We start from the raw sequence: 24,250 nt of genomic DNA, 5'->3' as shown, positions 1-24,250 counted from the left end.
CACGGATGCACGCGCAGCCTACTGCGCGGGCGTGCGCACCCGATGCGGGACCTTCGCCCCGCACGCGCGCGCCCGCCGGGTGCAGCGTGGAGAACATGGACACGGTCGTCAGGACCGACCAGGGCGCGGTGCGGGGCAGGGTCGTCGACGGGGTGCACGCCTTCCTCGGGGTGCCGTACGCGGCTCCGCCGTTCGGCGCGAACCGCCTGCTCCCGCCACGACCGGTCGAACCGTGGGACGGCGTCCGCGACGCCGGTGCGCTCGGGCCGGAGCCGCCGCAGGTCGCTCCCCCGCCGACGGGCGGCGCGGCGGCAGGAGCGTCGGAGGACTGGCGCGGGGTCGACGAGGCGTTCGCCGGCCTCGAGCACGCGGCGCCCGCGGAGGACGTGCTGAACCTGAACGTCTGGACGCCTGATCCGGGCGCGGTGCGGCTGCCGGTGATGGTGTGGATCCAGGGCGGCATGTTCGAGCTCAGTTCGACGGCCGCCTACGACGGGAGCCGGTTCGCCCGCGACGGCGTGGTGTGCGTCGTCATCAACTGGCGACCGGGCGCCGAGGGCTTCCTCGCCTTCGACGACGGGAATGCGAACCGCGGGCTCCTCGACCAGGTGGCGGCTCTCGAGTGGGTCCGCGACCGGATCGCCTCGTTCGGCGGCGACCCGGGGAACGTGACCGTGTTCGGCGAGTCGGCGGGGGCGATGAGCATCGGCATGCTGCTGGCGATGCCGGCCGCGGCCGGACTGTTCCGGCGGGCGATCCTGCAGAGCGGTGCCGCGCACCACGCGATCTCCCGGGCCGATGCGTCGCGGGTGGCGGAGCGCCTCGCCGAGCGACTGGGCGTCCCCGCGACCCGTGAGGGGATCGCGTCGGTCGGCGTGCCGCGCCTGCTCGCGGCGCAGGCCGACCTGAAGGCCGACGTGATGGCGCACCCCGATCCCGATCGGTGGGGGATGCCGGTCGTGGCGACGACCATGCCGTGGCAGCCCGTCGTCGACGGCGACGTGATCCCCGGTGCGCCGATCGAGCGCATCGCGGCGGGCTCGGCGAGCGAGGTCGACGTGATCGTGGGCACGAACGTCGACGATTGGCGCCTGTGGCTCATGGTGAGCGGCGCGTTCGGGCGGATCACGGACGAGATCCTCACCGGAGCGGTGTCCCGGTACGGCTCGCAATCCCTGGCGGCGTACGACCTGCCGGTCGAGACCTCGCTCGCGGCGTACCGGGATCGGCATGGTCCCGCCGCGCCGGGCGACGTGCTCGCCTCGGTCCAGACCGACTGGTGGATGCGGATCCCCGCCATCCGCCTCGCCGACGCCCACCTGCCCGGGAGCGGACGCACCTACATGTACGAGTTCGCCTGGCCCTCGCCCGGGCTCGGCGCGGTGCACGCGCTCGAGATCCCCTTCGTGTTCGACACGCTCTCCCCCGACACGCCGCTGTTCGGCCCCATGCTCGGCCCGAATCCTCCCCGAGCGCTCGCCGATGCGATGCACGGCGCATGGGTCGCGTTCGCCACCTCCGGCGACCCCGGCGAGCACTGGCCCCGGTACGACGCGGAACTGCGCGCGACGATGCGGTTCGACGTCGAGTCGCGCGTCGTGGTCGACCCGCGAGCGTGGGAGCGCGACCTCTGGGCGGGCGTGCGGTGAGAGGCGGCGTGCGGTGAGCACGGCCCCGACCCGAGGCGGCGTGCCGGACCCGCCCCGAACCGAGGGCCGGGAGCGCCGGGGCTACTCCCTCCGGCCGATCCCCCGCGAGCGCCGCCCGGTGCTCGACCGCCTCGCGAGCGCGCATCGGCGCTTCCAGGTGCACGCGCTCGTCGAGCTCGATGTCGGCGAGGCCGCCGCCCGGCTCGCGGTCGCCGACCCGCACGTGTCGTGGACGGGCTTCGTGGTCGCCTCGCTCGCCCGGGCGGTCGCGGCGCATCCGGACGTGAACGTGCGCCGGACGGGCGGGCGGATCCTCGCCTTCGACCACGTCGACATCGGTGCGACGGTCGAGCGTCGCACCTCCGGTCGCGCCGTGCTCGACGTCGTCACGGTCCACGATGCCGACCTGATGACGCCGGCCGCGATCACCGCGCTGCTGCGGGAGGTGAAGCTCGGACCCGGCACCGATCATCGCGCACGGGGTCCGATCCGCGCGATCCTGGCGCTTCCGGGGCCGCTCCGGCGCACCGCCATCCGCGTCGCCGGAACCGTTCCGGGCATCGCCGCCGCGTTCGGTCCGGCCATCGGGGTGACCTCGATCGGCATGTTCTCGCGTGGTTGGGGCTGGGCCGTTCCGCTCGCACCGCTGACCGTGATCGTCACCGTGGGAGGCGTCGCCGATCGTGCGGTCGTCCGCGACGGCCGCATCGTCGCACGCCGCATGCTGCCGATCACGCTGAGCTTCGACCACGCCCTGATCGACGGCGCCCCCGCCTCGCGGTTCACGGAGACGCTGCGCCGGCTCGTGGAGACCGCGTCCGTCCTCGACTGACGCCATCCGCGGGGCGCCTCAGGTCGTGCGGGCGGAAGCCTCGGCGCGTCGGCGCACGGCACGGAGCATCCGTCGCGTCGCCGCCCGGTGCAGGCCGAGCCCCATCAGCACGGCGCGATACACGGTGCCGCGCCGGCCCGGGAAGATCGCCCTGGTCTCCGCGCGGAGGAGGCTCCGGCCGGGCCCGAGCGCATCGACCCGGAAGCTCAGCTCGTAGTCGGAGTACCGGTGCCGCCCCGCGAGCGACAGCCGCTGCGGCGGCTCGGCGACGACGACGTGGAAGCCCGGAACGGTCGCCCCGACGGCCGGCACGGCCGGGCCGTCGCGCGTGACGTCCTCCGCACCCAGCATGCGGGCGAACCGAGCGGATGCCGCCCGCGACACGACCTCGACGAGCGCCGTCCACACGAGCTCGCGGCCGGCCGCCACCTCGTCGACGTGCTCGTCGACGTGCGGCAGCGGGGCGACCACGCCGGCCCGCCTGAGGTACTCGACGAGGTGCGTCGTCACGCGCAGCCGGTGCACCTCGTCGGGCGCGAACCAGCGCGCGTCCGCGGCGTCGTCGCCCGCGGCGAGCGCACCGCCGACGACGGTCGCCGCGAAGTCGTGGACGTCGAACTCCCGCGCGTCCCCGGCCGGGAGTCGGAGGCGCCAGAGCTCGCGTCCGACCGCCACGCGCAGCCCGGTCTCCTCGAGCACCTCGCGCGCGGCGGCATCCGCGAACGACTCCCCCGGTTCGAGACGGCCGCCCGGTACCGACCAGCGGCCGCGCTGCGGCGGCGCACCGCGCCTGACGAGCAGCACGCGACCGTCGTCGTCGGTGATCACGGCGCCGGCCGCCGGGACGATCTCCATGGCCTCACCATACGGGGGCGCGCGGTGGTCGGGATCACGGCCGGAACGCAGAAGTCCCGGCGGATTCGATCCGCCGGGACTTCCATTCGGTCGGGCTGACAGGATTTGAACCTGCGACCCCTTGACCCCCAGTCAAGTGCGCTACCAAGCTGCGCCACAGCCCGATGCCCTCAGCGTCTCCGTCGAAGGCAACTCGACCATCATAGCGGCATCCGGAGGGGTGCTCGTGCACGCGGGCGGGCACACCGGCGCACCGGCGAGCGCCCGCCCAGACGCGCCGACCGAAGCCGAGCGCGCCTCAGATGTGCTGCCGAACGGCGGCCATGAATCCGTCGACGTCGTCCACCCAGATGCGCACCTCGTCGACGAGCTGCTCGCCGCCCTTCGGCGCCGCGACCGGCAGTCGAACGAGGGTCGGCCGCTCGAGTTCGATGGCGACGGCGGTCTCGTGCTGCATCCGGAGCGACAGCGTGCGCGAGCCATCCACTTCTGTGATCTTCGGCGACTTCGGCTCGTCGATCCGCTTCACGCGAGCGACCGAGGCGACGTCGTCCCAGGTGAGCAGCACGTCGGTCTCGAGGCCCTCGCGCACCCGGATGCCCTCGGGGCCGACCGTGTGCGGGCGCATGAGGTAGGCGGCGAGCAGGCCGAACATCCACGTGAGGCCCCAGATGCCCACGACGAGCACGACGATCCTGACGACGGGCCAGCGGTGCACGATCAGGTCGAGCACGGGGATCTCGACGGCCGAGAGCACGATGAAGATCCACAGGATCGTGACGACCGGGGCGTGGTAGCCGAACCCGGCGGCGCCGGGCGCGATCGCCGGCCGCCGGGCGACGAGGCGCCCGATGCTCGCGTAGATGCGCAATTCGAGCTTCAGGGCTCGTACAGCGACGCCGCCGACACGGCGGGCGACGGATGCCGCGGGGGCGCGATCGACGTCGGCGGTCACCGTTCGACTCCCGCGCGGGCCGCGGTCCGGCCGGCCTCCGCCGTCTCGACGAGGTCGCGCAGCCGGTCGGCGACGGCGCCGACGCCGCGCTGGAATGCGTCGCGGTCGGCCGGCGCGACGGCGCCGAGCAGCGTGTCGGAGAGCTCGGCGTGGTCGCGCTGCATCTCGTGCATCAGTTCGGCGGCCGACGGCGTGAGCGAGACGAGGACGGCACGGCGGTCGCCGGGGTGCGGTTCGCGCCGGACGTAGCCGGACGCCTCCAGCGCGTCGACGAGGCCCGTGATGTTGCGCGGGCTCACCTCGAGTCGGGTGGCGAGGGCGTGCTGTGAGGAGGGGCCGGAGTGGACGAGGTCCCAGAGCACGCGCGTCCGCGCCGGGGTGAGCGACGTGCCGGCGAACTCGCGGGCGAGGTCGCGCTGGAAGAGATCGCTGATCTGGAGGAGTCGATCGAGTACGGTCAGCGGGACGTCCATATCGTGATGGTACTTCACTATCACCTTGATGCACGATCTCTCGGGTCGCGCAGCAGCAGCGTGCCGTCGTCGGGTCTGCGGGGCGCCACGCCCTACTGTGGCGGGATGGCGATGTCCAAGCCCGGTCCCCTGCTCGCCTGGTTCTACCGCGCGCCGTCGGCGCTGTATCGAGCGCACCTGGGCTGGCTCATGGGCGGCCGGTTCCTCATGCTGACCGCGGTCGGACGCACGAGCGGGATCCCACGACGCACCGTGCTCGAGGTCGTCAGGCGCGAGGCCGCGGCCGGGGCATCCGGTCCGCCGACCCTCTGGGTGGTCGCGAGCCGCGGGGCGAAGACCGATTGGTGGCGCAACGCGACCGCGCGCCCGGAGGTGCGCGTCGACTGGCGATCGCGGCGGTTCGAGGCGTTGGCGGTCGACCTCGACGAGGACGCCCGTGTCGTGCTGCTCGCCGACTACCAGCGCCGATACCCGCGCGCCGCCGCCATGCTCGGGAAGGCGGCGCTCGGCGAGGCGTTCACCGCGGACCCCGACGACCTGCGCGTCCTCGCGCAGGACCTCAGGGCGCTGCGCCTCGATCCACGACGGGTGTGACGGATGTCGCCGGCTCGCGTTAGCGTCGCCCCATGAGCGATGCCGCCACTCCTGCCGACCCTGCCGCCGCAGCCGACGATTCCGCCGCGAACCTGCGGGTGGTCTCGGCATCGACGGTGCCGTTCGCCGATGTCGAAGCGGTGTTCGGCACCCGCGGCGATCCCGCGACCTGCTGGTGCCAGTGGTACAAGCTGCGTGGTTCGCGGTGGGAGTCCGCGACCCGTGACGAACTCCGAGGCCGCCTCGAGGAGCAGCTGTCCGCGCCCGGCACCGGGCCGGGCCTCATCGCCTACGACGGCGAGACGCCCGTCGGGTGGTGCGCGGTCGAGCCGCGCAGCGCGCTCGAGCGACTCCCTCACAGCCAGGTCGCATCGGCCTCGCCCGACGACGACTTCGACGACCCGTCGATCTGGGCGGTCACCTGCTTCGTCGTACCGCGTGCCCACCGGCGTCGCGGCGTCGGTCGCGCGCTCGCGGCTGCGGCGGTCGAGGCCGCTCGCCAGCACGGCGCGACCCTGCTCGAGGCGTACGCGGTCGACCCGACGGCGCGCACCAAGCCGCCGGCGGCCGACCTGTTCCCGGGCACCGTGTCGATGTTCGAGGCCGCGGGCTTCAGCGAGGTGGCGCGGCCGAAGCCGCACCGGGTGGTCATGCAGCATCCGCTCGGCTGAGCATCACCTGCACGAGGCTGCGCTCCGGGGCTCAGTGCGGGCGGTGCGCGTGCCACGCGCCCGCGGCCCTCGTGAGCTCGCGCGCCGTGTCGGGGAGCTTCGCGAGGTGTGCGGCGGCGCGGGCATCGGCGTCGTCGGCGAGGCGACGGAGCACGTCGGCCGGGTCGCCCGCGTGCGCCGCGTGAGCGGCCGCGCGCCGCAGGTGCTCGGCGAACAGCAGCTCATCGCGATGGTCGCCGAGCACGTCGTGGATGTCGTCGCCCGCGTCTGCGAGCGCACGCGCTCGCGCACCGAACACCTCCGACGGAGGCTGGGTCACCGCCTCCGCTGCGTAGCGGAGCCGGCGCGAGGCCTTCCGGAGGTCGTGCAGCTCGTCGAGCGAGGGCTCCGTCGGCAGGTGGCGCGCCCGTCGCGCGGCGCGCGTCGCCTCGCGGTCGAGAAGCTTACCGAGCTCGGCGGTCGCGTCGCGCGCCGCACGCTCTGTGAACGGCGGCGCTGCGAGCACCCGATCCAGCTCCTCGAGCCGCTCGACGGCCCGCGGCAGGGCCTGGCGCTCGACGAACCGGGCGTGCGCGCGGCCGTGGGCGGCGCGCTCCTCGTCGATCAGGGTCCCGCGGATCCGTTCGCGTTCCGTCGCGGAGGCGAACCTGCCCGCCTCGTCGGCCTCGAGGAGCGCCGCTTCCGCGACCTGCACGCGCACCTCGAGGTCGCGCACCGTGCCGAGTTCCTGGCCGAGCTCGCGCCACCGTCGACGCAGGCCGGTGACGACGGCCTCGTCGAGCACCGCACCGTACGCGGCGAGGACGCTGCGCAGTCGCCGCACGTTCGTCCGCAACTGGTGCAGCGCATCGTGCTCATCGGCGAGCGCCGCGGGGAGGAACCCGTGGAACCGGTCGCGGACCGCGAGGAGCGCGGCGACGACCGCCGTGCCCGCGTCGGCACGTGCGTCGGCCGCCTCGGGCGCGTCCTCTCCAGGATCCACGCGACCATCGTCGGGCCGGCGCCCTCGTGCGTCAACGGCACAACGGCCCTTCCGACCGCACCGCCGCGCGCGCGATGATGGCCGCATGCAGGGACTGCCGTCCGCGAGCCCGCCGTTGCCCGGCCGCGTGGTCGTCGAGCAGCGCTGGCGCGACCTCGTCTTCCTGCACTGGCGCGTGGACCCCGCGCTCGTCGAGCCACACCTCCCGCCGGGTACGCGGCCCGACGTCCTCGACGGCGCGACCTGGGTCGGCCTCATCCCATTCGTCCTCGCCGACACCCGCTTCCCGCCGCTGCCGCCGATGCATCGCCTCGGCACGTTCGTCGAGGTGAACGTGCGGCTCTACTCGGTCGACCATGACGGCAACCGCGGGGTGGTCTTCCGCACCCTCGAAGCGGGTCGCCTCCTCCCGGTCATCGCGGCCCGGGTCGCCTTCGGGCTGCCGTACCACTGGGCGAGTTCGCGCGTCGTCCACCGGGTGGATGCCTCCGGCCACGAGCTCGACTTCCGAAGCCGTCGTCACGGCCCCGGCGGCCCGTCGACCCGCATCCGCGCCCGCCTCGGCGAGCCCCTCCGCGCCGACGCGCCCGATGCGGACCTCGCGGGGTTCCTCACCGCCCGCTGGGGCTTCCACGAGCAGCACCTCGGCCGCACCGTCTGGGCGCGGAACACGCACGAACCCTGGCCGCTGCTGCGCGCCGAGCTCCTCGAGATCGAGGACGACCTGCTCGCGGCGTCGGGCTTCGACGACCTCGCGGCGCGCCCGCCCGACTCGGTGCTCGCTTCGACGGGCGTCGTGACGGCCTTCAGCCGTCCGCGAGCGATCGAGGCGCCGGCGTGGCGCCTCCAGCCGGTCGCACGCCGTCGACCCGCACCCGCTTGATCCGCGCGGTGTGCCCGCGCAAGATCTCGACGTCGCCCCGGCGCACCCCGAAGTGCGCGGCGAGCGCGGCGACGACGCCCGCGTTGGCGGCTCCGTCGACGGCGCGCTCGCGGACGTGCACGGTGACGGATGCCGCGGGGTCGTCCGGCGTCGGCACGACGAGCGGCCCCCGACGGCTGCCCGGCTTCACGCGCACGGTCAGCTCCATCGCGCTCGTGTTCGTCGGGACATCCGCTCGGCAGGTCGTCAGGCGGGGCTACGCCCGCTGGCGCTTCTCGCGGACGCGCATGTTCGTCACGATGGGCGTGCCGACGAAGCCGTAGATCTCTCGCAGGCGCCGCTGGATGAACCGGCGGTAGCCGGGGTCGAGGAACCCGGTCGTGAACAGCACGAAGGTCGGCGGCCGCGTCGACGCCTGCGTGCCGAACAGGATGCGCGGCTGCTTGCCGCCGCGCAGCGGGTGCGGGTGGGCCTGGACGAGCTCGGTGAGGAACGCGTTGAACTTGCCGGTCGGGATGCGCGTGTCCCACGACTCGAGCGCGGTCTCCAGTGCGGGCACGAGCTTCTCGAGGTGCCGACCGGTCTTCGCGGAGATGTTCACGCGCGGCGCCCACTGCACGTGGTGCAGGTCCTGCTCGATCTCTCGCTCGAGGTAGCGGCGACGGTCGTCGTCGAGGAGGTCCCACTTGTTGTACGCGAGCACGAGCGCGCGGCCCGACTCGAGCACGAGGTCGATGATGCGGACGTCCTGTTCGGAGATCGGCTGCGAGACGTCGAGGAGCACGACCGCGACCTCGGCCTTCTCGAGCGCGGCCTGCGTGCGCAGCGACGCGTAGAAGTCGGCGCCCTGCTGCAGGTGCACGCGGCGGCGGATTCCGGCGGTGTCGACGAAGCGCCACACCTTGCCGCCGAGCTCGATCTGCTCGTCGACCGGGTCGCGGGTGGTGCCGGCGAGGTCGTTGACGACGACGCGCTCCTCGCGGGCGGCCTTGTTGAGCAGGCTCGACTTGCCCACGTTCGGACGGCCGAGGATCGCGACCCGGCGGGGGCCGCCGAATTCGTCCTTCGCGACGGCCGAGACCTGCGGGAGGACCTTGAACACCTCTTCGAGCATGTCGGCCACCCCGCGCCCGTGCAGTGCGGAGACCGGGTACGGCTCGCCGAGGCCGAGGTTCCAGAGCGCGGCGGCCTCGGGCTCCTGGCGGGCGTCGTCGACCTTGTTCGCGACGAGGAAGACGGGCTTCTTCGTCTTGCGGAGGAGCCGGACGACGTGCTCGTCGGTCGCGGTCGCGCCGACCGTGGCATCCACCACGAAGAGCACCACGTCGGAGAGGTCGATCGCGACCTCGGCCTGCGCGGCCACCGAGGCGTCGATGCCCTTCGCGTCGGGCTCCCAACCGCCCGTGTCGACGAGGGTGAAGCGGCGGTCGAGCCACTCGCCCTTGTACGACACGCGGTCGCGGGTCACGCCGGGCGTGTCCTCGACGACGGCCTCGCGGCGGCCGAGGATGCGGTTGACGAGCGCCGACTTGCCCACGTTGGGACGTCCGACGATCGCGATGACCGGCAGCGCCGGGAGGTAGCGGATGCCCTCCACGCCCTCCTCGGAGTGCTCGAGCAGGTCGAGGTCCTCGTCCTCGAGGTCGTAGTCGTCGAGGCCCGACCGGAGTGCGGCGGCGCGCTGCTCGGCGAGCTCGTCGTCGACGCCGGCGAGGCGCTCGGCGAGGTCGTCCTCGGGGGCGTCGAACTCGTCGTCGCGATCGGTCATTCCAACTCCTGGGTGTCTCGGGGTCGCGCGCGAGCGCACAACCTGTCTATTCAACCAGTTCGAACCTGAGCATCTCGGATGACGGCGAGCACCGCCTCGACGGTCTCGTCGAAGTCGAGGTCGGTCGAGTCGACCGTGACGACGCCGTCGGCGGCGTTCATGAAGTCGACGACCTTCGAGTCGGCCGCGTCGCGCGCGCGCAGCTGTTGGCCCGTGGCGGCGGCTGAGTGACCGACGAGCTCCGCCGAGCGCCGCGCCATTCGGACCTCCTCCGACGCGGTGAGCAGGATGCGGGCGGGCGCGTCGGGCGCGACCACGGTCGTGATGTCGCGTCCCTCGACGACGATCCCACCGCGCCGCTCGGCGGCCATGATCGCCCGGAACAGCTCGATGAGGTGCGCACGCACCTCCGGCACCCGCGCCACCCGGCTCACGACGCCCGAGATGCCCGGCTCGCGGATCGCCTGCGTGACATCGGTCGAGCCGACGTGCACCGCGTAGCCGGTCGGATCGGTGCCGATGCGGTAGTCGAACGAATCGAGGCACGAGACGACGGATGCCGCGTCCGCCGTGTCCACGCCGCAGGCGATCGCGTGCCAGGCGAGCGCCCGGTACGCGGCCCCCGTGTCGAGGAAGCCCCAGCCGAGTTGCCGTGCGGCCTCCTTCGACACGCTCGACTTGCCGCTTCCGGCGGGGCCGTCGACCGCGACGACGAACGGGTGGACGGGGTCGTGCTGCATGGTCATCCTGCGATCCGCCAGCCGCGGGCGGCCAGCTCGGTGGTCAGTCGGTCGGCTGCCTCGGGCACGACCTGCACTTCGGCGAGGCCGACCTGGCGGCCGGGCGAGTGCTCGAGGCGGAGGTCTTCGAGGTTCACGCCGATCTCGCCGATCTCGGCGAGGAGGCGAGCGAGCTGCCCCGGGCGGTCGTCGATCATCACGACGATCGTCGTGAAGCGCTTGTCGGTCCCGTGCTTGCCTGGCAGGCGCGCGACCCCGGTGTTGCCACCGGTGAGTTCCTCGGCGACCCGTCGGCGAGCGCCGGGCGCGGCGGGGTCCTCGAGCGCATCGATGAATCGGTCGAGGTCCTCGCGGTAGGCCACGAGGATGTCGCGCACCGGAGACGCGTTGGCGCCGAGGATCTGCACCCACAGGTCGGGGTCGCTCGCCGCGACCCGGGTGACGTCCCGAACGCCCTGCCCGGCGAGGCCGAGTGCCGCATTCGGCGCGTCGAGGAACCGCCGCGCCATGATGCTCGAGACGACCTGCGGCACGTGCGAGATGAGCGCGACGCCGGCGTCGTGCTCCTCCGGCGTCATCTCGACGAGGGTCGCGCCGAGGTCGAGGATGAGGTCGTCGATCGCGCTCGCCCGCCGGTAGCTGATCTCGTCGTGCGCGGCGACGACCCAGGGGCGGCCGACGAAGAGGTCGGCGCGTGCGGCGAGCGGTCCCCCGCGCTCGCGGCCCGCGAGCGGGTGCGAGCCGATGTACCGGGAGACGTCGGCGCCCACGGCCTCGAGCTCGGCGAGGATGCCGGACTTCACGCTCGCGACATCGGTCACGATCGCCCCCGGGAAGGCGGCGAGCTCGGCCGCGACGACGTTCGCCGTGACGTCCGGCGGCACGGCGACGACGATGAGCTGCGGCGCGTCGTCGGCCTGCGCGAGCCGGCCGGCACCGAGGTCGACGGCGATCGCGACGTGCGTCGGGGACGCGTCGGCGAGGATCACGTCGATGCCTCGCGTGCGGAGCCCGAGCGCCACGCTCGTTCCGAGGAGCCCGGCACCGACGACGCGGACCGGTCCGATGAGCCGTGACTCGACCACCTACCCGTTCCCCTTCCGATCGGCGTCCGCCGCGCGCACGATGGTGAGCAGCTGGCCGAGTTCGACTCTAGTCAACTCGCGCACCGCGCCCGACTTCAGCGTGCCGAGGTGCAGCGGGCCGAACTGGCGGCGCACGAGCTCGACGACCGGGTGGCCGACCGCGTCGAGCATGCGCCTGACGATCCGGTTGCGGCCCGAGTGCAGCGTGACCTCGACCATGGTGTGCCGCTGGTCGCCCTGCGCCTGCAGGATCTTCGCGCGGTCCGCGCGGATCGGGCCGTCGTCGAGGTCGACGCCGCGCTTCAGCCGCTGCAGCGTCTGCGGAGTCATCCGCCCGGCCACCTTCGCGATGTACGTCTTCTCGACGCCGAACGACGGGTGCGCGAGCACGTGCGCGAGCTCGCCGTCGTTCGTGAGCAGCAGCAGGCCGCTCGTGTCGCCGTCGAGGCGCCCCACGTTGAAGACCCGTACGTCGAGTGGGTCGGTGAAGCGGCGCAGGTCGGGCCGGCCCTGCTCGTCGCGCATCGTCGAGACGACGCCGCGCGGCTTGTTCAGCATGAAGTAGCGCTTCTCCTGGTCGAGCTGCACCGCGACGCCGTCGACCGAGACGCGATCGGCGAGCGGGTCGATGCGGGTGCCGAGCTCGGTCACGACCCGGCCGTTCACCTCGATGCGTCCCTCGACGATGAGGTTCTCCACGACGCGGCGGCTCGCGACCCCGGCCGCGGCGAGCGCCTTCTGCAGCCGGACGCCCTCGGGCGAGCCGTCCTGGCCGCCGGGTCGTTCAGACGAGGTCACGTTCGAATCCCTCCTGGCCGCCGTCGAGCAGCGGCGAGATCGGCGGCAGGTCGTCGAGCGACGCGATGCCGAGGTTCGTCAGCAGCAGGTCGGTCGTGCCGTACAGGATCGCGCCGGTCTCCTCGTCGGTGTCGACCTCGGTGATGAGGCCGCGACCGTACAGCGTGCGCACGACCGAGTCGACGTTCACGGCGCGGATGGACGCGATCGATGAGCGCGAGATCGGCTGCTTGTACGCGATCACGGCGAGCGTCTCGAGCGCCGCCTGCGAGAGCTTGGTCGAGGTCTGTGCGAGCACCGCGTCGGTGATGAGCGCGTCGTACTCGGTGCGTGCGTAGAAGCGCCAGCCGCCGCCGACCTCGCGCAGTTCGAAGGCCCGACGGATGCCTCCGGCCTCGCGCTGCTCGCCGGCCGCGTCGGTGCGCGGCTCGCCCGACGGCGCCCCGCCGTCGTAGTCCGCGACGAGGCGGCCGATCGACGCCTTCACCTCGGCGATGGGACGCGCGACCGCCGCGGCGAGGTGCACGAGGCCCTGCGGCTCGTCGGCGATGAAGAGCAGCGCCTCGAGGGCGCGGTCGAGGTCGAGCCGGGGCTGGCCGGGCACGTCGAGCGGGGTCGCCACCGAGACCTCGGGGCGGTCGCCGGCGGCCGACCCGGCATCGGTGCGCGCCGTGCCGTCGCTCGGCATCGCGGCATCCGTCTCATTCGTCATAGTCGGCTCCCAGGCTGTCCAGTCGATCGTCGGACCAGTTCTCGTTCGCGGCCCATCGCAGCGTCAACTCCCCCAGCGGTTCGAGCTGCTCGAATCCGATCGCGTTGTGCCGGTAGAGCTCGAGGACCGCGAGGAACCGAGCGACGACCACCCCGGGCCGATCCACGCCCGCGATGAGCCGACGGAACGTGACCGGTTCGCCACGGCGCAGCACCGCGACCACGTGCGCGGCCTGCTCGCGGATCGACACGAGCGGTGCGTGCAGGTGGTCCAGGCCCACGGTCGGCAGCTCGCGCGGCGTGAGCGCGAGCTTGGCCAGCGCTGCGAAGTCGGCGGGCCCGAGGGTCCAGCGCAGCTCGGGCGTGCGCTGGCGGAACCGCTCCTCGAGCTTCACCGTGCGCGCGTGGCGCGACGACTCCACCTCGATGCGGCCGCCGAACCACCGTGCCGCCTCCTTGAACGCCCGGTACTGCAGCAGCCGGGCGAACAACAGGTCGCGCGCCTCGAGGAGCGCGACGTCTTCAGCGTCGACGAGCTCGCCCTGCGGCAGGAGTCCGGCGACCTTGAGGTCGAGCAGCGTGGCCGCGACGACGAGGAACTCGCTCGCCCGGTCGAGGTCCTCGTCGGTCTCGATGCCGCGGAGGTAGGCGATGAACTCGTCGGTCACCGCCGAGAGCGAGACCTCCGTGATGTCGAGTTCGTGCTTGGCGATGAGGGAGAGCAGCAGGTCGAACGGGCCCTCGAAGTTCGTCAGGGCGACCCGGAACCGGGGTTCGGACGCAGGCTCGATCGGTGCGGCGGGGCCGGCGGCAGCAGTCGGTTCGGGCGCATCGGGTGCGTCGCCCGCCTCGCCCGCCGGACCGATCGTCTCCGCCGCCCTCGGCTCAGGCGACCGCGCCACGGTCGACCAGCTCCCTCGCGAGCTGACGGTACGCCCGGGAGGCGGGGTGCTCGGGCGCGAACTCGGTGATCGGCGTCGCGGCGACGGTGGCATCCGGGAACTTCACGGTGCGCGTGATGACGGTCTCGAGCACCTTGTCGTCGAACGCGTCGACGACCCGCTCGAGCACCTCGCGCGAGTGCAGCGTCCGCGCGTCGTACATCGTCGCGAGGATGCCGTCGAGCGTGATCGCCGGGTTCAGTCGATCACGCACCTTGTCGATCGTCTCGATGAGCAGCGCCACGCCGCGCAGGGCGAAGTACTCGCATTCCAGCGGGATCACCACGCCGTGGCTCGCGGTGAGCGCGTTCACGGTCAGCAGGCCGAGCGATGGCTGGCAGTCGATGAGGACCACGTCGTAGTCGGCCGAGACCTTGCGCAGCACCCCGGCGAGGATCTGCTCGCGCGCGACCTCGGTCACCAGGTGCACCTCGGCGGCCGAGAGGTCGATGTTGGCGGGGATCACGTCGAGGCCCTCGACGCCGGTGCGCTGGATGGCATCGGCCGGCGCCACGTTCCGCGAGAGCAGCAGGTCGTAGATGGTCGGGACGTCGTGCGTCTGCACGCCGAGCCCGGCGGAGAGCGCCCCCTGCGGGTCGAAGTCGACCGCGAGCACGCGGCGACCGTACTCGGCGAGCGCCGCGCCCAGGTTGATCGTCGTCGTGGTCTTGCCGACGCCGCCCTTCTGGTTGCAGAGGGCGATGATCCGGGCCGGTCCGTGCGAGGCCAGCCGGGGCGGTTCGGGGAACTCGCGCGCGGGGCGACCGGTGGGACCCAGATCCGACGACTCCAGCGTGGCGGTGCCGTCCGCCGGGTCGTGTTCATAGGTCACGGTGCGGCTCTCTCTCCCCGTCGATTCCGGATTGCTTGGTCGATTCTAGCGAGCGCGTGGGTGGGCGACCGTGTACATCTCACGGAGTGTGTCCGCTGTGACCAGCGTGTAGATCTGCGTCGTGGCGACGGATGCATGGCCGAGCAGCTCCTGCACGACGCGGACGTCGGCACCGCCGGCGAGCAGGTGCGTCGCGAACGAGTGCCGCAGCGTGTGAGGCGAGACGGATGCCGCGACCCCGGCCCGCTCCGCGGCATCCTGCAGCGCCTGCCAGACGGCCTGACGGGACATGCGCCTGCCGCGCACGCCGAGGAAGAGCGCCGGCGTCGCGCTCCCCCGCGACGAGAGCACCGGCCGGGATCGGACGAGGTACGCGTCGAGGGCGGCCCTGGCGTAGCTGCCGACGGGCACGATCCGCTCGGTGCCGCCCTTGCCGAAGAGCCGGACGACGTCCTCGTCGACCAGGTCGTCGACGTTCAGCGCAGTGGCCTCGGAGACGCGCGCGCCGGTCGCGTAGAGGAGTTCGAGCAGCGCGACGTCCCGCAGCGCCGTGACCTCCTCGCCGACGCGGGCTGCATCGATGATCGCGGCGACGTCCTCGACCGGGATCGCCTTCGGCAGTCGCATCGGGAGCTTCGGCGGCCGGAGGTCCTTGGCCGGGTCGGTCGGCGTGCGCCCTTCCTCGGCGAGGAAGCGGTGCAGGCCCCGCACCGCGGAGAGCACCCGGGCGATCGACGCGACGGCGAGCGTGGGCTCGCGCTCGGCGCCGAGGTAGCGCACGAACGCCGACAGGTCGGCCGCTGCGGCGTGCTCGGGTCCGGCGATGCCCGCCCCGTCCAGCCAGTCGGTGTAGATGGCGAGGTCTCGACGGTACGAGGCGAGGCTGTTCCGCGCGAGGCCCCGTTCCACGGTGAGGTGCCGCAGGTAGTCGTCGACCGCGCGCGGACTCACCCGGCGGCCGGCCTCTGGCTCGGGTGCGCGGGCCACGCTGCGTCGGCGCGGCCGAGCGTCGACCACCCTCGGGCGCGGGCCGCGACGGCGGCGAGTACGCCGACGGTCAGCGACGGGTTGCCGACCTGCCGTGCGAGGACCGCATCGGCGCAGTCGTCGAGCGCAACCCAGCGCAGTTCCATGTCGGCCTCCTCGTCCTCACGGGCGTACGCCTCCGGCGCCGCGGCGAGCCCGCGGGCGAGGAAGATGCGGATCGCCTCGTCGCTGCCGCCCGGCGTCGTGAAGTAGTCGGCGAGAACGGCCCAGTCGGATGCCACGAGGTCGGCCTCCTCGGCGAGTTCGCGCTTTGCCGCCTCGACGGGCGGTTCGTGCGCGACGTCGAGCAGGCCCGCCGGGATCTCCCAGTCGCGGGCGCGCACCGGCTGCCGGTACTGCTTGATGAGCAGCACCCGCTCGTCCTCGTCGAGCGCGAGGATCGCGACCGCACCGGGGTGCGCGACGTACTCGCGGACGATGCGGGTCCGATCCGGGCCGTACTCGAGCGTGTCGCGGCGAACGTCCCAGATGCGGCCCTCGAACACGGTCTCGCGGTGGAGCACCGGCAGGTCGACGTAGTCGTCGGCGGGCAGGCCGGCGGGCGCCTTCGCCCGCCCGCCGACCTCACGCGTCACGTCAGGCGTCCTCGACGTCGTCGAAGAGCAGGCTCGCCTTCCGGCGCTCGAGTGCCGCGCCGACGAGACCACGGAACAGCGGGTGCGCATCGTTCGGCCGGCTGCGGAGCTCGGGGTGCGCCTGCGTGGCGACGTAGAACGGGTGCACGTCGCGCGGGAGCTCGACGAATTCGACGAGGTGGCGACTCGGCGACATGCCCGAGAAGACCAGGCCGGCCTCGGCGATGCGGTCGCGGTAGGCGTTGTTGACCTCGTACCGGTGGCGGTGCCGCTCGGAGACCTCGGTCGCGCCGTAGAGCTCGGCGACGATCGAGCCCTCGTCGAGTGCAGCCGGGTAGAGGCCGAGGCGCATGGTTCCGCCGAGGTCGCCGCCGGCGATGATCTCGACCTGCTCCTCCATGGTCGCGATGACCGGGAACTCGGTGTCGGGGTCGAATTCGCTGGAAGATGCCCCCGGGAGCCCGGCCACGTTCCGCGAGTACTCGATCACCATGCACTGCAGGCCGAGGCAGAGTCCGAGCGTCGGGATGCCGTTCTCACGCGCGAAGTGCAGCGCACCGAGCTTGCCCTCGATGCCGCGCACGCCGAACCCGCCGGGCACGCAGATGCCGTCGAGGTGCGACAGCTTCTCCTTCGCCCCCTCCGGGGTGCGGCACTCGTCCGACGGGATCCACTCGATGTTGACCTTGGCCTCGTTGGCGAACCCGCCCGCGCGGAGCGCCTCGGTGACCGAGAGGTACGCGTCGGGCAGGTCGATGTACTTGCCGACGAGGCCGACCGTCACCTCGTGTGCGGGGTCGTGCACGACGCGCAGCAGGTCGGCCCACGCCGACCAGTCGACGTCGGCGGCCTTGTCGTCGAGACCGAGTGCCTCGATCAGGTAGGCGTCGAGGCCCTGCTCGTGCAGCATCGTCGGGATGTCGTAGATGGAGGGCACGTCGACCGCGTTGACGACGGCTGCCTCGTCGACGTCGCACATGAGCGCGATCTTGCGCTTGTTCGCCTCGGTGACCGGACGGTCGCTGCGCAGCACGAGGGCATCGGGCTGGATGCCGATCGAGCGGAGGGCCGCCACGGAGTGCTGCGTCGGCTTGGTCTTCTGCTCGCCCGACGCGCCCATGAACGGCACCAGTGAGACGTGGACGAAGAAGACGTTCTTGCGACCGAGCTCGTGGCGCACCTGGCGCGCGGACTCGATGAACGGTTGCGACTCGATGTCGCCGACCGTGCCGCCGATCTCGGTGATGATGACGTCGGGCTTCGGCGTCTCGGTCGCCTGGAGGCGCATGCGGCGCTTGATCTCGTCGGTGATGTGCGGGATCACCTGGACCGTGTCGCCGAGGTACTCGCCGCGCCGCTCCTTGGCGATGACGGTCGAGTAGATCTGCCCCGTCGTGACGTTCGCCGCCTGCGACAGGTCGATGTCGAGGAACCGTTCGTAGTGCCCGATGTCGAGGTCGGTCTCGGCCCCGTCGTCGGTCACGAAGACCTCGCCGTGCTGGAACGGGTTCATGGTTCCCGGATCGACGTTGAGGTAGGGGTCGAGCTTCTGCATCACCACCCGCAGGCCCCGCGCCGTGAGCAGGTTGCCGAGGCTTGCCGCCGTCAGGCCCTTGCCCAAAGAGGAAACGACACCACCAGTCACGAAGATGTGCTTGGTCGTGCCGTTCGAAATGTCTGCGCCGCGATCATCCACCACGGGCTTGTAGTCTATCCGACTCCCGGCTGGGAATGGCCCGAACCTCTCCCGTGTGCGGGGGTCGGATGCCGCGTCCGCCGGATTCTCGGGCGAATTCCCCACGGATCCCGACCCGGAACCGGGCATCGCCGGGCGTGTCGCCGACCGGCCGCGCAACGTCAGGCCGCGTCGCCGTCGGCGATCTCGAGCAGCTCGCGCGCGTGCGCGAGCCCGGACTCGGAGTCGGCGAGTCCCGAGAGCAGGCGCGCCATCTCGGCCTCGCGCTCGACGCCCTCGAGCTGGCGGACGCTGGACGCCGTGACACGACCGTCGGTGCCCTTCACGACGCTGAGGTGGTTCGACGCGAACGCCGCGACCTGGGCGAGGTGGGTGACCACGATCACCTGGGAGCGCTCGGCCAGCCGCGCGAGGCGTCGGCCGATCTCGATCGCGGCGGCGCCGCCGACGCCCGCGTCGACCTCGTCGAACACGAACGTCGGCACGGGATCGGCACCCGCGATGACGACCTCGATGGCGAGCATCACGCGCGAGAGCTCGCCTCCCGAGGCACCCTTCGCAACCGGTCGCGGCTCGGTGCCGGGGTGCGGGCGAAGCAGGATCGAGACCTGGTCTCGACCGTGCGAGGTCGGCTCCGCGAGGGGCTCGACCTCCACGGTGAGCTCGGCGTCGGGCATCGCGAGGGCGGTGAGCTCGCCGGTGACCGCGGCGGCCAGACGGGATGCCGCGTCGGTCCGGAGCGCACTGAGCTCGACGGCGAGTTCGTCCACCTCCTCGGCGCGGCGCTCGACGGCGCGCTCGAGGAGCTCGATCCGGTCGTCGTCGCCGTCGAGCTCGACGAGGCGGAGTCCGCCGTCGTGTCGGAATGCGATCGCGGCGTCGAGCGTGCCGTGCCGGCGGATCAGGCTCGCGAGGACCGCTCGGCGCTCCTGCACCGCCTCGAGCTCCGCTGCCCCGTCGGCGTCGAGGCCGGCGAGGTACCCGGAGAGCTCCGCGGCCGCATCGGCGAGGGCGAACCCGGCGCTCGCGACCGCCTCCGCGATCGGGGCGAGCGCGGGATCGTGTGCCACGACGCGGTCGACGTGGCGCCGAGCGGACTCGACGAGCGTGATGGCGTCCGGCGTGTCGTCGCCGGCCACCTCGGCCGAGATGAGCTCCCTGGCCTGGGCCGCGGCCAGGCGCAGGTCTTCGAGGTTCGTGAGCCGGTCGGCGCGTTCCTGCAGCGCCTCGTCCTCGCCGACCTGCGGGTCGGCGCTCTCGAGTTCGTCGAGCGCGATGCGCAACTCCTCGGCCTCGCGGAGCCGCTCCTCGTGGTGCTCTCGAAGCGAGCGGAGCTCGTCGCCTTCGGCGCGCCATGCGCGATACGCATCGCGGTAGGCGCCGAGCACGTCGGCGAGACCCGGCCCCGCGAACCGATCGAGCGCCTCGCGCTGCGCGGTCGCCGACCGGAGCCGCTGCTGGTCGGCCTGGCCGTGCACGACGACCAGGTGATCGGCGAGCTCGGCGAGCACACCGACCGGGGCGCTCCGACCTCCGACGATCGCACGGCTGCGCCCCTCGGCGGACACCGAGCGGCCGAGGAGCAGCTCCCCCGCATCGATCTCGCCGCCCGCGTCGGCGACGCGCTCGGCCACGGCCGAGGGATCGGCCAGCAGCCAACGCCCCTCGACCCACGCCTGCTTCGCGCCGGAGCGCACGGTGCCCGCGTCGGACCGAGCCCCGAGCAGGAGCCCGAGCGCCGTGACGACCATCGTCTTGCCGGCGCCGGTCTCGCCGGTGACTGCGGTGAAGCCCGGTCCGAGCGGCAGCGTGGCGTCGGCGATGACCCCGAGGTCGCGGATTCCGAGTTCCTCAATCACCGGCGACCGGCCCCTTCCAACCCGTGACGGGCAGCTGGAACTTGTTCACGAGCCGATCGGTGAACGGCGCCTGGTGCAGCCGGGCGAGGCGCACGGGTACCGTCGAACGGCGGACGATCACCCGCGCGCCGGGTGGGAGTTCGAACATCCGCCGGCCGTCGCACCAGATCACGGCCGTCGCCTCGGTCCGCTGCAGCACCTCGACGGCGAGCGACGAGTCCGGACCGATGACGAGCGGCCGCGCGAACAGCGCGTGAGCGCTGAGCGGCACGAGCAGGAGCGCCTCGACGGCCGGCCAGACGACCGGTCCGCCCGCCGAGAACGAGTACGCCGTCGAGCCGGTCGGCGTCGACATCACCACCCCGTCGCACCCGAACGAGGACAACGGCCGGCGGTCCACCTCGATCACCACTTCGAGCATGCGCTCGCGTTCGGCCTTCTCGACGGTCGCCTCGTTCAGCGCCCACCCCTCGTACACGACCTCCTCGCCGACCTTGGCCCGCACGGACAACGTCATGCGTTCTTCGACCGTGTAGTCGCGCGCCAGCGCGCGGCCGACGGTGTAGCCGAGGTCGTCGCGCTCGCTCTCGGCGAGGAAGCCCACGTGACCGAGGTTCACGCCGAGCAGTGGGACCGGGTGATCCCGCGTCAACTCCGCCGCGCGCAGGATCGTGCCGTCGCCCCCGAGGACGATGACGAGCTCGATGCGCTTCGGGGAGACCTCCTCGAAGCGCATGACCATGCCCTCGAGTTCGGGGAGGGCGGTCATGACGTCGTGCCATTGCTCCGCAGCCACGACCGGCACCGCGCCTGCGGCCACGAGCTGCCCGCAGACGTCGGCGGTGGCTTCGAGCGCCGACGACCGACCGGTGTGGGAGACCACCAGGAAATGCCGTGCATCGCTCACGCCGTGACGCCTCCCGTCGCTTCTCCGACCTGACTGGACCATTCTGACGGATCCGCGCCGCGCGTCGGACTGAGCAGGACGAGGACCTCGCGGTTCCCATGGGTTCCGGCGATCGGGGAGGACAGGACGCCCGCCGTGCGGAGACCGAGATCATGAGCGGCCCACAGCACGTTCACGACCGCATCGCCCCGGGCCGCGGGATCACGCACGACGCCCTCGCGCGTGCCGCTGCGCCCGACCTCGAACTGCGGCTTCACGAGCAGCACGAACTCGGCGTCGGGTGCCGCCGACACGCGTAGCGCCGGCAGCACGGTCGTCAGCGAGATGAAGGACAGGTCGGCCGTGACGAGCGAGGGCGGATCGTCGACGCCGGTGAGCCGGGCGAGCGCAGCCGCGTCGAGGTGTCGCACGTTGCAGCCCTCGACCAGGACCAGACCGGGCCGTCCGTGGAGTTCGGGCGCGAGTTGACCGTGCCCGACGTCGACCGCGAGCACCGTCGCCGCACCGCGCTCGAGCAGCACCTGCGTGAAGCCGCCGGTGGAGGCTCCCGCATCCAGCACGATGCGGCCGGCGGGGTCCACGCCGAAGGCGTCGAGGGCCGCGACGAGCTTGTGCGCGGCGCGGCTGACGTAGTGGTCGGCGGCGGTGACCTCGATCACCGCGTCGTCGGCTACTCGGTGCGAGGCCTTCGTGACCGGATCCCCGTCGACGTGCACCGCTCCGTCGGCGATCAACGCCGCCGCGTGCGTGCGCGACCGCGCGAGCCCCCGCGCCGCCATCGCCGCGTCGAGTCGCTGGATGGCCACCGATCAGCTCGCGGAACGGGTGGGATCGGAACGCTCGAGCTCACGCCGGAGCTGATCCGCCATCGCGTCGAACCCGGCCGCGCGCTCGTCGAGCGGTGAGGCCTCGATGGAGGAGAGCGCGTCGGCGGCGGCCGCCGCGAGATCCTCCGGTGCCCGCACCGTCTCTCCGGCGTCGAAATCTCCAGTGCTCACACGTCAACGCTACCCGGTGCCGCCGTCATCACGACTCGACCCGCGCCGTGCCGGCGCCGCCCGGGCGATCACCCGGACGCCGTCGCGATCAGCGGTACAGGCGCTCCGGCACGTCGAGCGCGTGGATCGCCGTCCCGCACTCCCAGATCGCCGCGCATGCGGCTCGCAGCAGGTCGAGCGCGTCGTCACCGTCGCGTTCGATCACGACGCGACGCCCGTTCACGCGAACCTCCGCACCGCGGACGCGCACGCTGTCACGGCGCCGCTCCACCTCGGGATACGGCTCGTGGAGCCCGCGGAGGTCGGAGAGGATGAAGTCCGGCCGGCTCGAGGCATCCGCGGCGAGGACCTGCTTCGCGCGGTCGATACCCGTGAGTACGACGAGCGAGGCGATGCCGGCACGGTTGGCGCCGCGGATGTCGGTGTCCAGCCGGTCGCCGATCATGAGCGGACGCTCCGCGCCGAAGCGCTCGCGGGCCTCGTCGAAGATCGGCGTCTCCGGCTTGCCGGCGACCTCGGGGAAGCGTCCCGCGGCGGTGTGGACCGCGGAGACGAGCGTGCCGTTGCCGGGCGCGATCCCGCGCTCGACCGGGATCGTCCAGTCCATGTTCGTCGCGATCCACGGGATGCCGCCGGGCTCCCCCGGCCCGCCGTGCGCGTTCAGCGCGAACGCGGCCTCGGCGAGCTGGCGCCATCCGACATCGGGGTGGAACCCCTGCATGACGGCGTCGGGTGCGTCGTCTGCGGAGCGGGTGACCCGGTACCCGCCTCGCTCGAGCTCGCTGACGATCCCGTCCCCGCCAACGACGAGCACGAGCGCGCCGGGGGCCACGGATGCCGCGAGCAGCCGCATCGCCGCCTGGGGCGAGGTCACGACATCGCGGGGCGTGGGCGACAATCCGAGCGAGCTGAGATGCGCCGCGACCTGCTCGTCGCTGCGCGAGGCGTTGTTCGTGATGTACGCGACCGGGATCGACTCGGCGGCACGGTTCAGGCTGTCGACGGCGTGCGGGATGGCGTGGGGTCCGGCGTAGACGACGCCGTCGAGGTCGGCGAAGACCGCATCCACCCCGTCGAGTGGCGTCGGCGCCGCGCGGCGCCCGGCGAAGAGTGGACTCATGCCTGGTCGAGGCGGGCGTCTGGGTCGCGTTCGCCATCCAGGTCCGCGGTCTCAGCCAGGATCGCCGCGACCTCGGGTTCGATCGCATCAGACGGGTCGCCGTCGGTGTCGCCGACCGCGTCAGCTCGAAGCGGAGCTGCATCGGCGTCCGCATCGGTCGAGCCCTCGGGCCCGGCCGATGCGGCGCGGTCGTCGATGGCGACCGGTTCCTCGTCGACCTCCAGTTCGTAGACCTCGATGAAATCGGGTCGCGCGCCCTCGAGTGCCGCTTCGGCGCGGTCCGACAGCGCACGCCAGTGCGCGGCATCCGCAGAACGGCCGAGCTCGTCGAGCACCTCCGCGTACGCGGAGAACAGCGCCGGGCTGTACGAGAACGCTCGCCCCGGATCGAGCTGCGGCACCTCGAGCTCCGCGAGCGCCAGCTCGGGCTGTTCGAGGTCGAGGCGGGCGCCGGACATGGCGATCGCGAGTGCGGCCTGCACCGCCGCCGGAAGCGTCGCGCGGTCGACGGAGCGGCCGAGTTCGAGGGCGCGGTCCGGGCGTCCGACGCCTCGTTCGCTGTCGACCATGAGCGCGATCTGGTCGTCGTTGCCCGAGATCCGGCGGTACGTGCGCAATTCGCGGAGCGCGAGGGCGAAGTCGCCGGTCGCGTACGCGGTGATCGCGAGCGTCTCGCGCACGACGGCGACCCGGCCCGCCCGCCGGGAAGCGGACAGCGCGTGGCGATGCGCCAGCTCGGGGTCGTCTTCGAGGGCCTCTGCCGCGGCGACGAGGTGCCGCGCGACCCACTCCGCGTTCTCCTTGGAGAGGGTCTTCAGCTCGGCGCGAGCGGCCGAGTCGAGATCCTTCGGCGTGATGCGATCGGCGATCGGCGGGTCGTCATGGCGCGGACGGACGGAGAGCTCGGCGGCGCCGTGCAGAGCCTGACGCGGAGCGCGCTCGCGATCCGAGGAACGCTGGGCGGGTCGGCCCGCCACACGTCCGTGCGAACGATGCTCGCGCGAACCGCCGGGTCGATCCGGGCGTCGTTCCTCGCGGCCGGCGCGATCGTCGCGCGAACCGTACCGGCGATCCCCGGTGCCGCGCGGCGTGAACTTCCGCTCACCACCACGATCGTCACGCGAACCATACGAACGCTGACCACCACGGTCATCACGCGAACCATACGAACGCTGACCACCACGGTCATCACGCGAACCATACGAACGCTGACCACCACGGTCATCACGCGAACCATACGAACGCTGACCACCACGGTCATCACGCGAACCATACGAAC

Annotated in this window: 27 protein-coding genes and 1 tRNA gene; 6 read left to right on the top strand and 22 right to left on the bottom strand. The window is 72.6% G+C overall.

The annotated features are described in order from the left end of the window. The first annotated feature begins 95 nt into the window (after window positions 1-95). Window positions 96-1,649 (top strand): carboxylesterase/lipase family protein, encoded by a 1,554-nt coding sequence (locus ACSJD1_RS13485; RefSeq protein ID WP_438855804.1) that lies wholly within the window; start codon window positions 96-98, stop codon window positions 1,647-1,649. 13 nt (window positions 1,650-1,662) lie between these two features. Next, a complete protein-coding gene (locus tag ACSJD1_RS13480) occupies window positions 1,663-2,481 on the top strand; it encodes a 2-oxo acid dehydrogenase subunit E2 (protein ID WP_438855803.1) in 819 nt (272 codons plus the stop codon). An 18-nt stretch (window positions 2,482-2,499) separates the two neighbouring features. Here the strand turns inward: ACSJD1_RS13480 and ACSJD1_RS13475 are convergent, their stop codons facing one another. The 4 genes from ACSJD1_RS13475 to ACSJD1_RS13460 form a co-directional block, all read right to left on the bottom strand. Beyond that, the gene (locus ACSJD1_RS13475) at window positions 2,500-3,336 is read right to left on the bottom strand and encodes an NUDIX hydrolase (protein WP_438855802.1); all 837 of its coding nucleotides are present in this window, start codon (window positions 3,334-3,336) and stop codon (window positions 2,500-2,502) included. Window positions 3,337-3,426: 90 nt separating this feature from the next. Continuing rightward, window positions 3,427-3,500: transfer RNA gene (locus tag ACSJD1_RS13470), tRNA-Pro, on the bottom strand. Window positions 3,501-3,634: 134 nt separating this feature from the next. Beyond that, the gene (locus tag ACSJD1_RS13465) at window positions 3,635-4,291 is read right to left on the bottom strand and encodes a hypothetical protein (protein ID WP_438855801.1); all 657 of its coding nucleotides are present in this window, start codon (window positions 4,289-4,291) and stop codon (window positions 3,635-3,637) included. Then, window positions 4,288-4,764 (bottom strand): MarR family winged helix-turn-helix transcriptional regulator, encoded by a 477-nt coding sequence (locus tag ACSJD1_RS13460; RefSeq protein WP_438855800.1) that lies wholly within the window; start codon window positions 4,762-4,764, stop codon window positions 4,288-4,290. The genes ACSJD1_RS13465 and ACSJD1_RS13460 overlap by 4 nt, the downstream gene beginning before the upstream one ends. Window positions 4,765-4,869: 105 nt before the next feature. Between ACSJD1_RS13460 and ACSJD1_RS13455 the strand changes: the two genes are divergently transcribed. Together ACSJD1_RS13455 and ACSJD1_RS13450 are read left to right on the top strand one after the other, a co-directional pair. Continuing rightward, on the top strand, window positions 4,870-5,358 hold the full coding sequence (locus tag ACSJD1_RS13455; protein WP_438855799.1) for a nitroreductase family deazaflavin-dependent oxidoreductase: 489 nt from the start codon (window positions 4,870-4,872) through the stop codon (window positions 5,356-5,358). Between the two features lie 32 nt (window positions 5,359-5,390). Next, window positions 5,391-6,029 carry a GNAT family N-acetyltransferase gene (locus ACSJD1_RS13450; RefSeq protein ID WP_438855798.1) on the top strand — a complete coding sequence of 213 codons (639 nt, stop codon included), beginning with the start codon at window positions 5,391-5,393 and terminating at the stop codon, window positions 6,027-6,029. Window positions 6,030-6,060: 31 nt separating this feature from the next. On the opposite strand, the gene ACSJD1_RS13445 is transcribed toward ACSJD1_RS13450, so the two are convergent. After that, window positions 6,061-7,011 carry a CHAD domain-containing protein gene (locus tag ACSJD1_RS13445; protein WP_438855797.1) on the bottom strand — a complete coding sequence of 317 codons (951 nt, stop codon included), beginning with the start codon at window positions 7,009-7,011 and terminating at the stop codon, window positions 6,061-6,063. Between the two features lie 85 nt (window positions 7,012-7,096). Here ACSJD1_RS13445 and ACSJD1_RS13440 point away from each other — a divergent pair, with 85 nt between their 5' ends. Then, window positions 7,097-7,894: a YqjF family protein gene (locus tag ACSJD1_RS13440; protein ID WP_438855796.1), complete on the top strand. Its 798-nt coding sequence runs from the start codon at window positions 7,097-7,099 to the stop codon at window positions 7,892-7,894. On the opposite strand, the gene ACSJD1_RS13435 is transcribed toward ACSJD1_RS13440, so the two are convergent. The 17 genes from ACSJD1_RS13435 to ACSJD1_RS13355 all read right to left on the bottom strand — a co-directional run bounded on the left by ACSJD1_RS13435 (window position 7,818) and on the right by ACSJD1_RS13355 (window position 23,948). Continuing rightward, window positions 7,818-8,102 carry a DUF167 domain-containing protein gene (locus ACSJD1_RS13435; RefSeq protein WP_438855795.1) on the bottom strand — a complete coding sequence of 95 codons (285 nt, stop codon included), beginning with the start codon at window positions 8,100-8,102 and terminating at the stop codon, window positions 7,818-7,820. The two genes, ACSJD1_RS13440 and ACSJD1_RS13435, sit on opposite strands and share 77 nt — an antisense overlap. A gap of 48 nt (window positions 8,103-8,150) precedes the next feature. After that, entirely contained in the window at window positions 8,151-9,662 is a 1,512-nt protein-coding gene (gene der, locus ACSJD1_RS13430) for a ribosome biogenesis GTPase Der (RefSeq protein ID WP_438855794.1), read from the bottom strand. 50 nt (window positions 9,663-9,712) lie between these two features. Next, window positions 9,713-10,408, bottom strand: coding sequence for a (d)CMP kinase (gene cmk / locus ACSJD1_RS13425; RefSeq protein WP_438855793.1), 696 nt, complete (start codon window positions 10,406-10,408; stop codon window positions 9,713-9,715). Continuing rightward, window positions 10,405-11,487 (bottom strand): prephenate dehydrogenase, encoded by a 1,083-nt coding sequence (locus ACSJD1_RS13420; RefSeq protein ID WP_438855792.1) that lies wholly within the window; start codon window positions 11,485-11,487, stop codon window positions 10,405-10,407. Before ACSJD1_RS13420 ends, cmk begins: the two co-directional genes overlap by 4 nt. Then, a complete protein-coding gene (locus ACSJD1_RS13415) occupies window positions 11,488-12,285 on the bottom strand; it encodes a pseudouridine synthase (RefSeq protein WP_438855791.1) in 798 nt (265 codons plus the stop codon). After that, complete coding sequence (scpB, locus tag ACSJD1_RS13410) at window positions 12,272-12,997, bottom strand: SMC-Scp complex subunit ScpB (protein WP_438855790.1); 726 nt, start codon at window positions 12,995-12,997, stop codon at window positions 12,272-12,274. Before scpB ends, ACSJD1_RS13415 begins: the two co-directional genes overlap by 14 nt. Continuing rightward, window positions 12,987-13,787, bottom strand: a complete 801-nt coding sequence (locus ACSJD1_RS13405) for a segregation and condensation protein A (protein WP_438856036.1) — start codon at window positions 13,785-13,787, stop codon at window positions 12,987-12,989. Before ACSJD1_RS13405 ends, scpB begins: the two co-directional genes overlap by 11 nt. Window positions 13,788-13,881: 94 nt before the next feature. Next, window positions 13,882-14,769 carry a ParA family protein gene (locus ACSJD1_RS13400; protein WP_438855789.1) on the bottom strand — a complete coding sequence of 296 codons (888 nt, stop codon included), beginning with the start codon at window positions 14,767-14,769 and terminating at the stop codon, window positions 13,882-13,884. Window positions 14,770-14,814: 45 nt separating this feature from the next. Beyond that, window positions 14,815-15,720 carry a site-specific tyrosine recombinase XerD gene (locus ACSJD1_RS13395; RefSeq protein WP_438855788.1) on the bottom strand — a complete coding sequence of 302 codons (906 nt, stop codon included), beginning with the start codon at window positions 15,718-15,720 and terminating at the stop codon, window positions 14,815-14,817. Next, window positions 15,717-16,349, bottom strand: coding sequence for an NUDIX domain-containing protein (locus ACSJD1_RS13390; protein WP_438856035.1), 633 nt, complete (start codon window positions 16,347-16,349; stop codon window positions 15,717-15,719). Before ACSJD1_RS13390 ends, ACSJD1_RS13395 begins: the two co-directional genes overlap by 4 nt. Before the next feature lie 43 nt (window positions 16,350-16,392). Next, window positions 16,393-18,066: a CTP synthase gene (locus ACSJD1_RS13385; protein ID WP_438856034.1), complete on the bottom strand. Its 1,674-nt coding sequence runs from the start codon at window positions 18,064-18,066 to the stop codon at window positions 16,393-16,395. 182 nt (window positions 18,067-18,248) lie between these two features. Beyond that, entirely contained in the window at window positions 18,249-19,946 is a 1,698-nt protein-coding gene (gene recN / locus ACSJD1_RS13380) for a DNA repair protein RecN (RefSeq protein ID WP_438855787.1), read from the bottom strand. Then, complete coding sequence (locus ACSJD1_RS13375; protein ID WP_438855786.1) at window positions 19,939-20,895, bottom strand: NAD kinase; 957 nt, start codon at window positions 20,893-20,895, stop codon at window positions 19,939-19,941. The genes recN and ACSJD1_RS13375 overlap by 8 nt, the downstream gene beginning before the upstream one ends. Next, the gene (locus tag ACSJD1_RS13370; protein WP_438856033.1) at window positions 20,850-21,653 is read right to left on the bottom strand and encodes a TlyA family RNA methyltransferase; all 804 of its coding nucleotides are present in this window, start codon (window positions 21,651-21,653) and stop codon (window positions 20,850-20,852) included. Before ACSJD1_RS13370 ends, ACSJD1_RS13375 begins: the two co-directional genes overlap by 46 nt. A gap of 9 nt (window positions 21,654-21,662) precedes the next feature. Further along, window positions 21,663-21,851, bottom strand: coding sequence for a hypothetical protein (locus ACSJD1_RS13365; RefSeq protein ID WP_438855785.1), 189 nt, complete (start codon window positions 21,849-21,851; stop codon window positions 21,663-21,665). An 88-nt stretch (window positions 21,852-21,939) separates the two neighbouring features. After that, window positions 21,940-22,971 carry an HAD-IIA family hydrolase gene (locus ACSJD1_RS13360; RefSeq protein WP_438855784.1) on the bottom strand — a complete coding sequence of 344 codons (1,032 nt, stop codon included), beginning with the start codon at window positions 22,969-22,971 and terminating at the stop codon, window positions 21,940-21,942. Continuing rightward, on the bottom strand, window positions 22,968-23,948 hold the full coding sequence (locus ACSJD1_RS13355; RefSeq protein WP_438855783.1) for a hypothetical protein: 981 nt from the start codon (window positions 23,946-23,948) through the stop codon (window positions 22,968-22,970). Before ACSJD1_RS13355 ends, ACSJD1_RS13360 begins: the two co-directional genes overlap by 4 nt. Before the next feature lie 15 nt (window positions 23,949-23,963). Between ACSJD1_RS13355 and ACSJD1_RS13350 the strand changes: the two genes are divergently transcribed. Beyond that, window positions 23,964-24,250: hypothetical protein (locus ACSJD1_RS13350; protein ID WP_438855782.1), on the top strand; the 287-nt coding region annotated here is incomplete at its 3' end.

The organism is Agromyces excoecariae, assembly GCF_051715505.1.
Lineage (GTDB): Bacteria > Actinomycetota > Actinomycetes > Actinomycetales > Microbacteriaceae > Agromyces.
The sequence above is the reverse complement of the archived record's forward strand: the minus strand, read 5'-3'. Positions and strand labels throughout refer to the sequence as shown.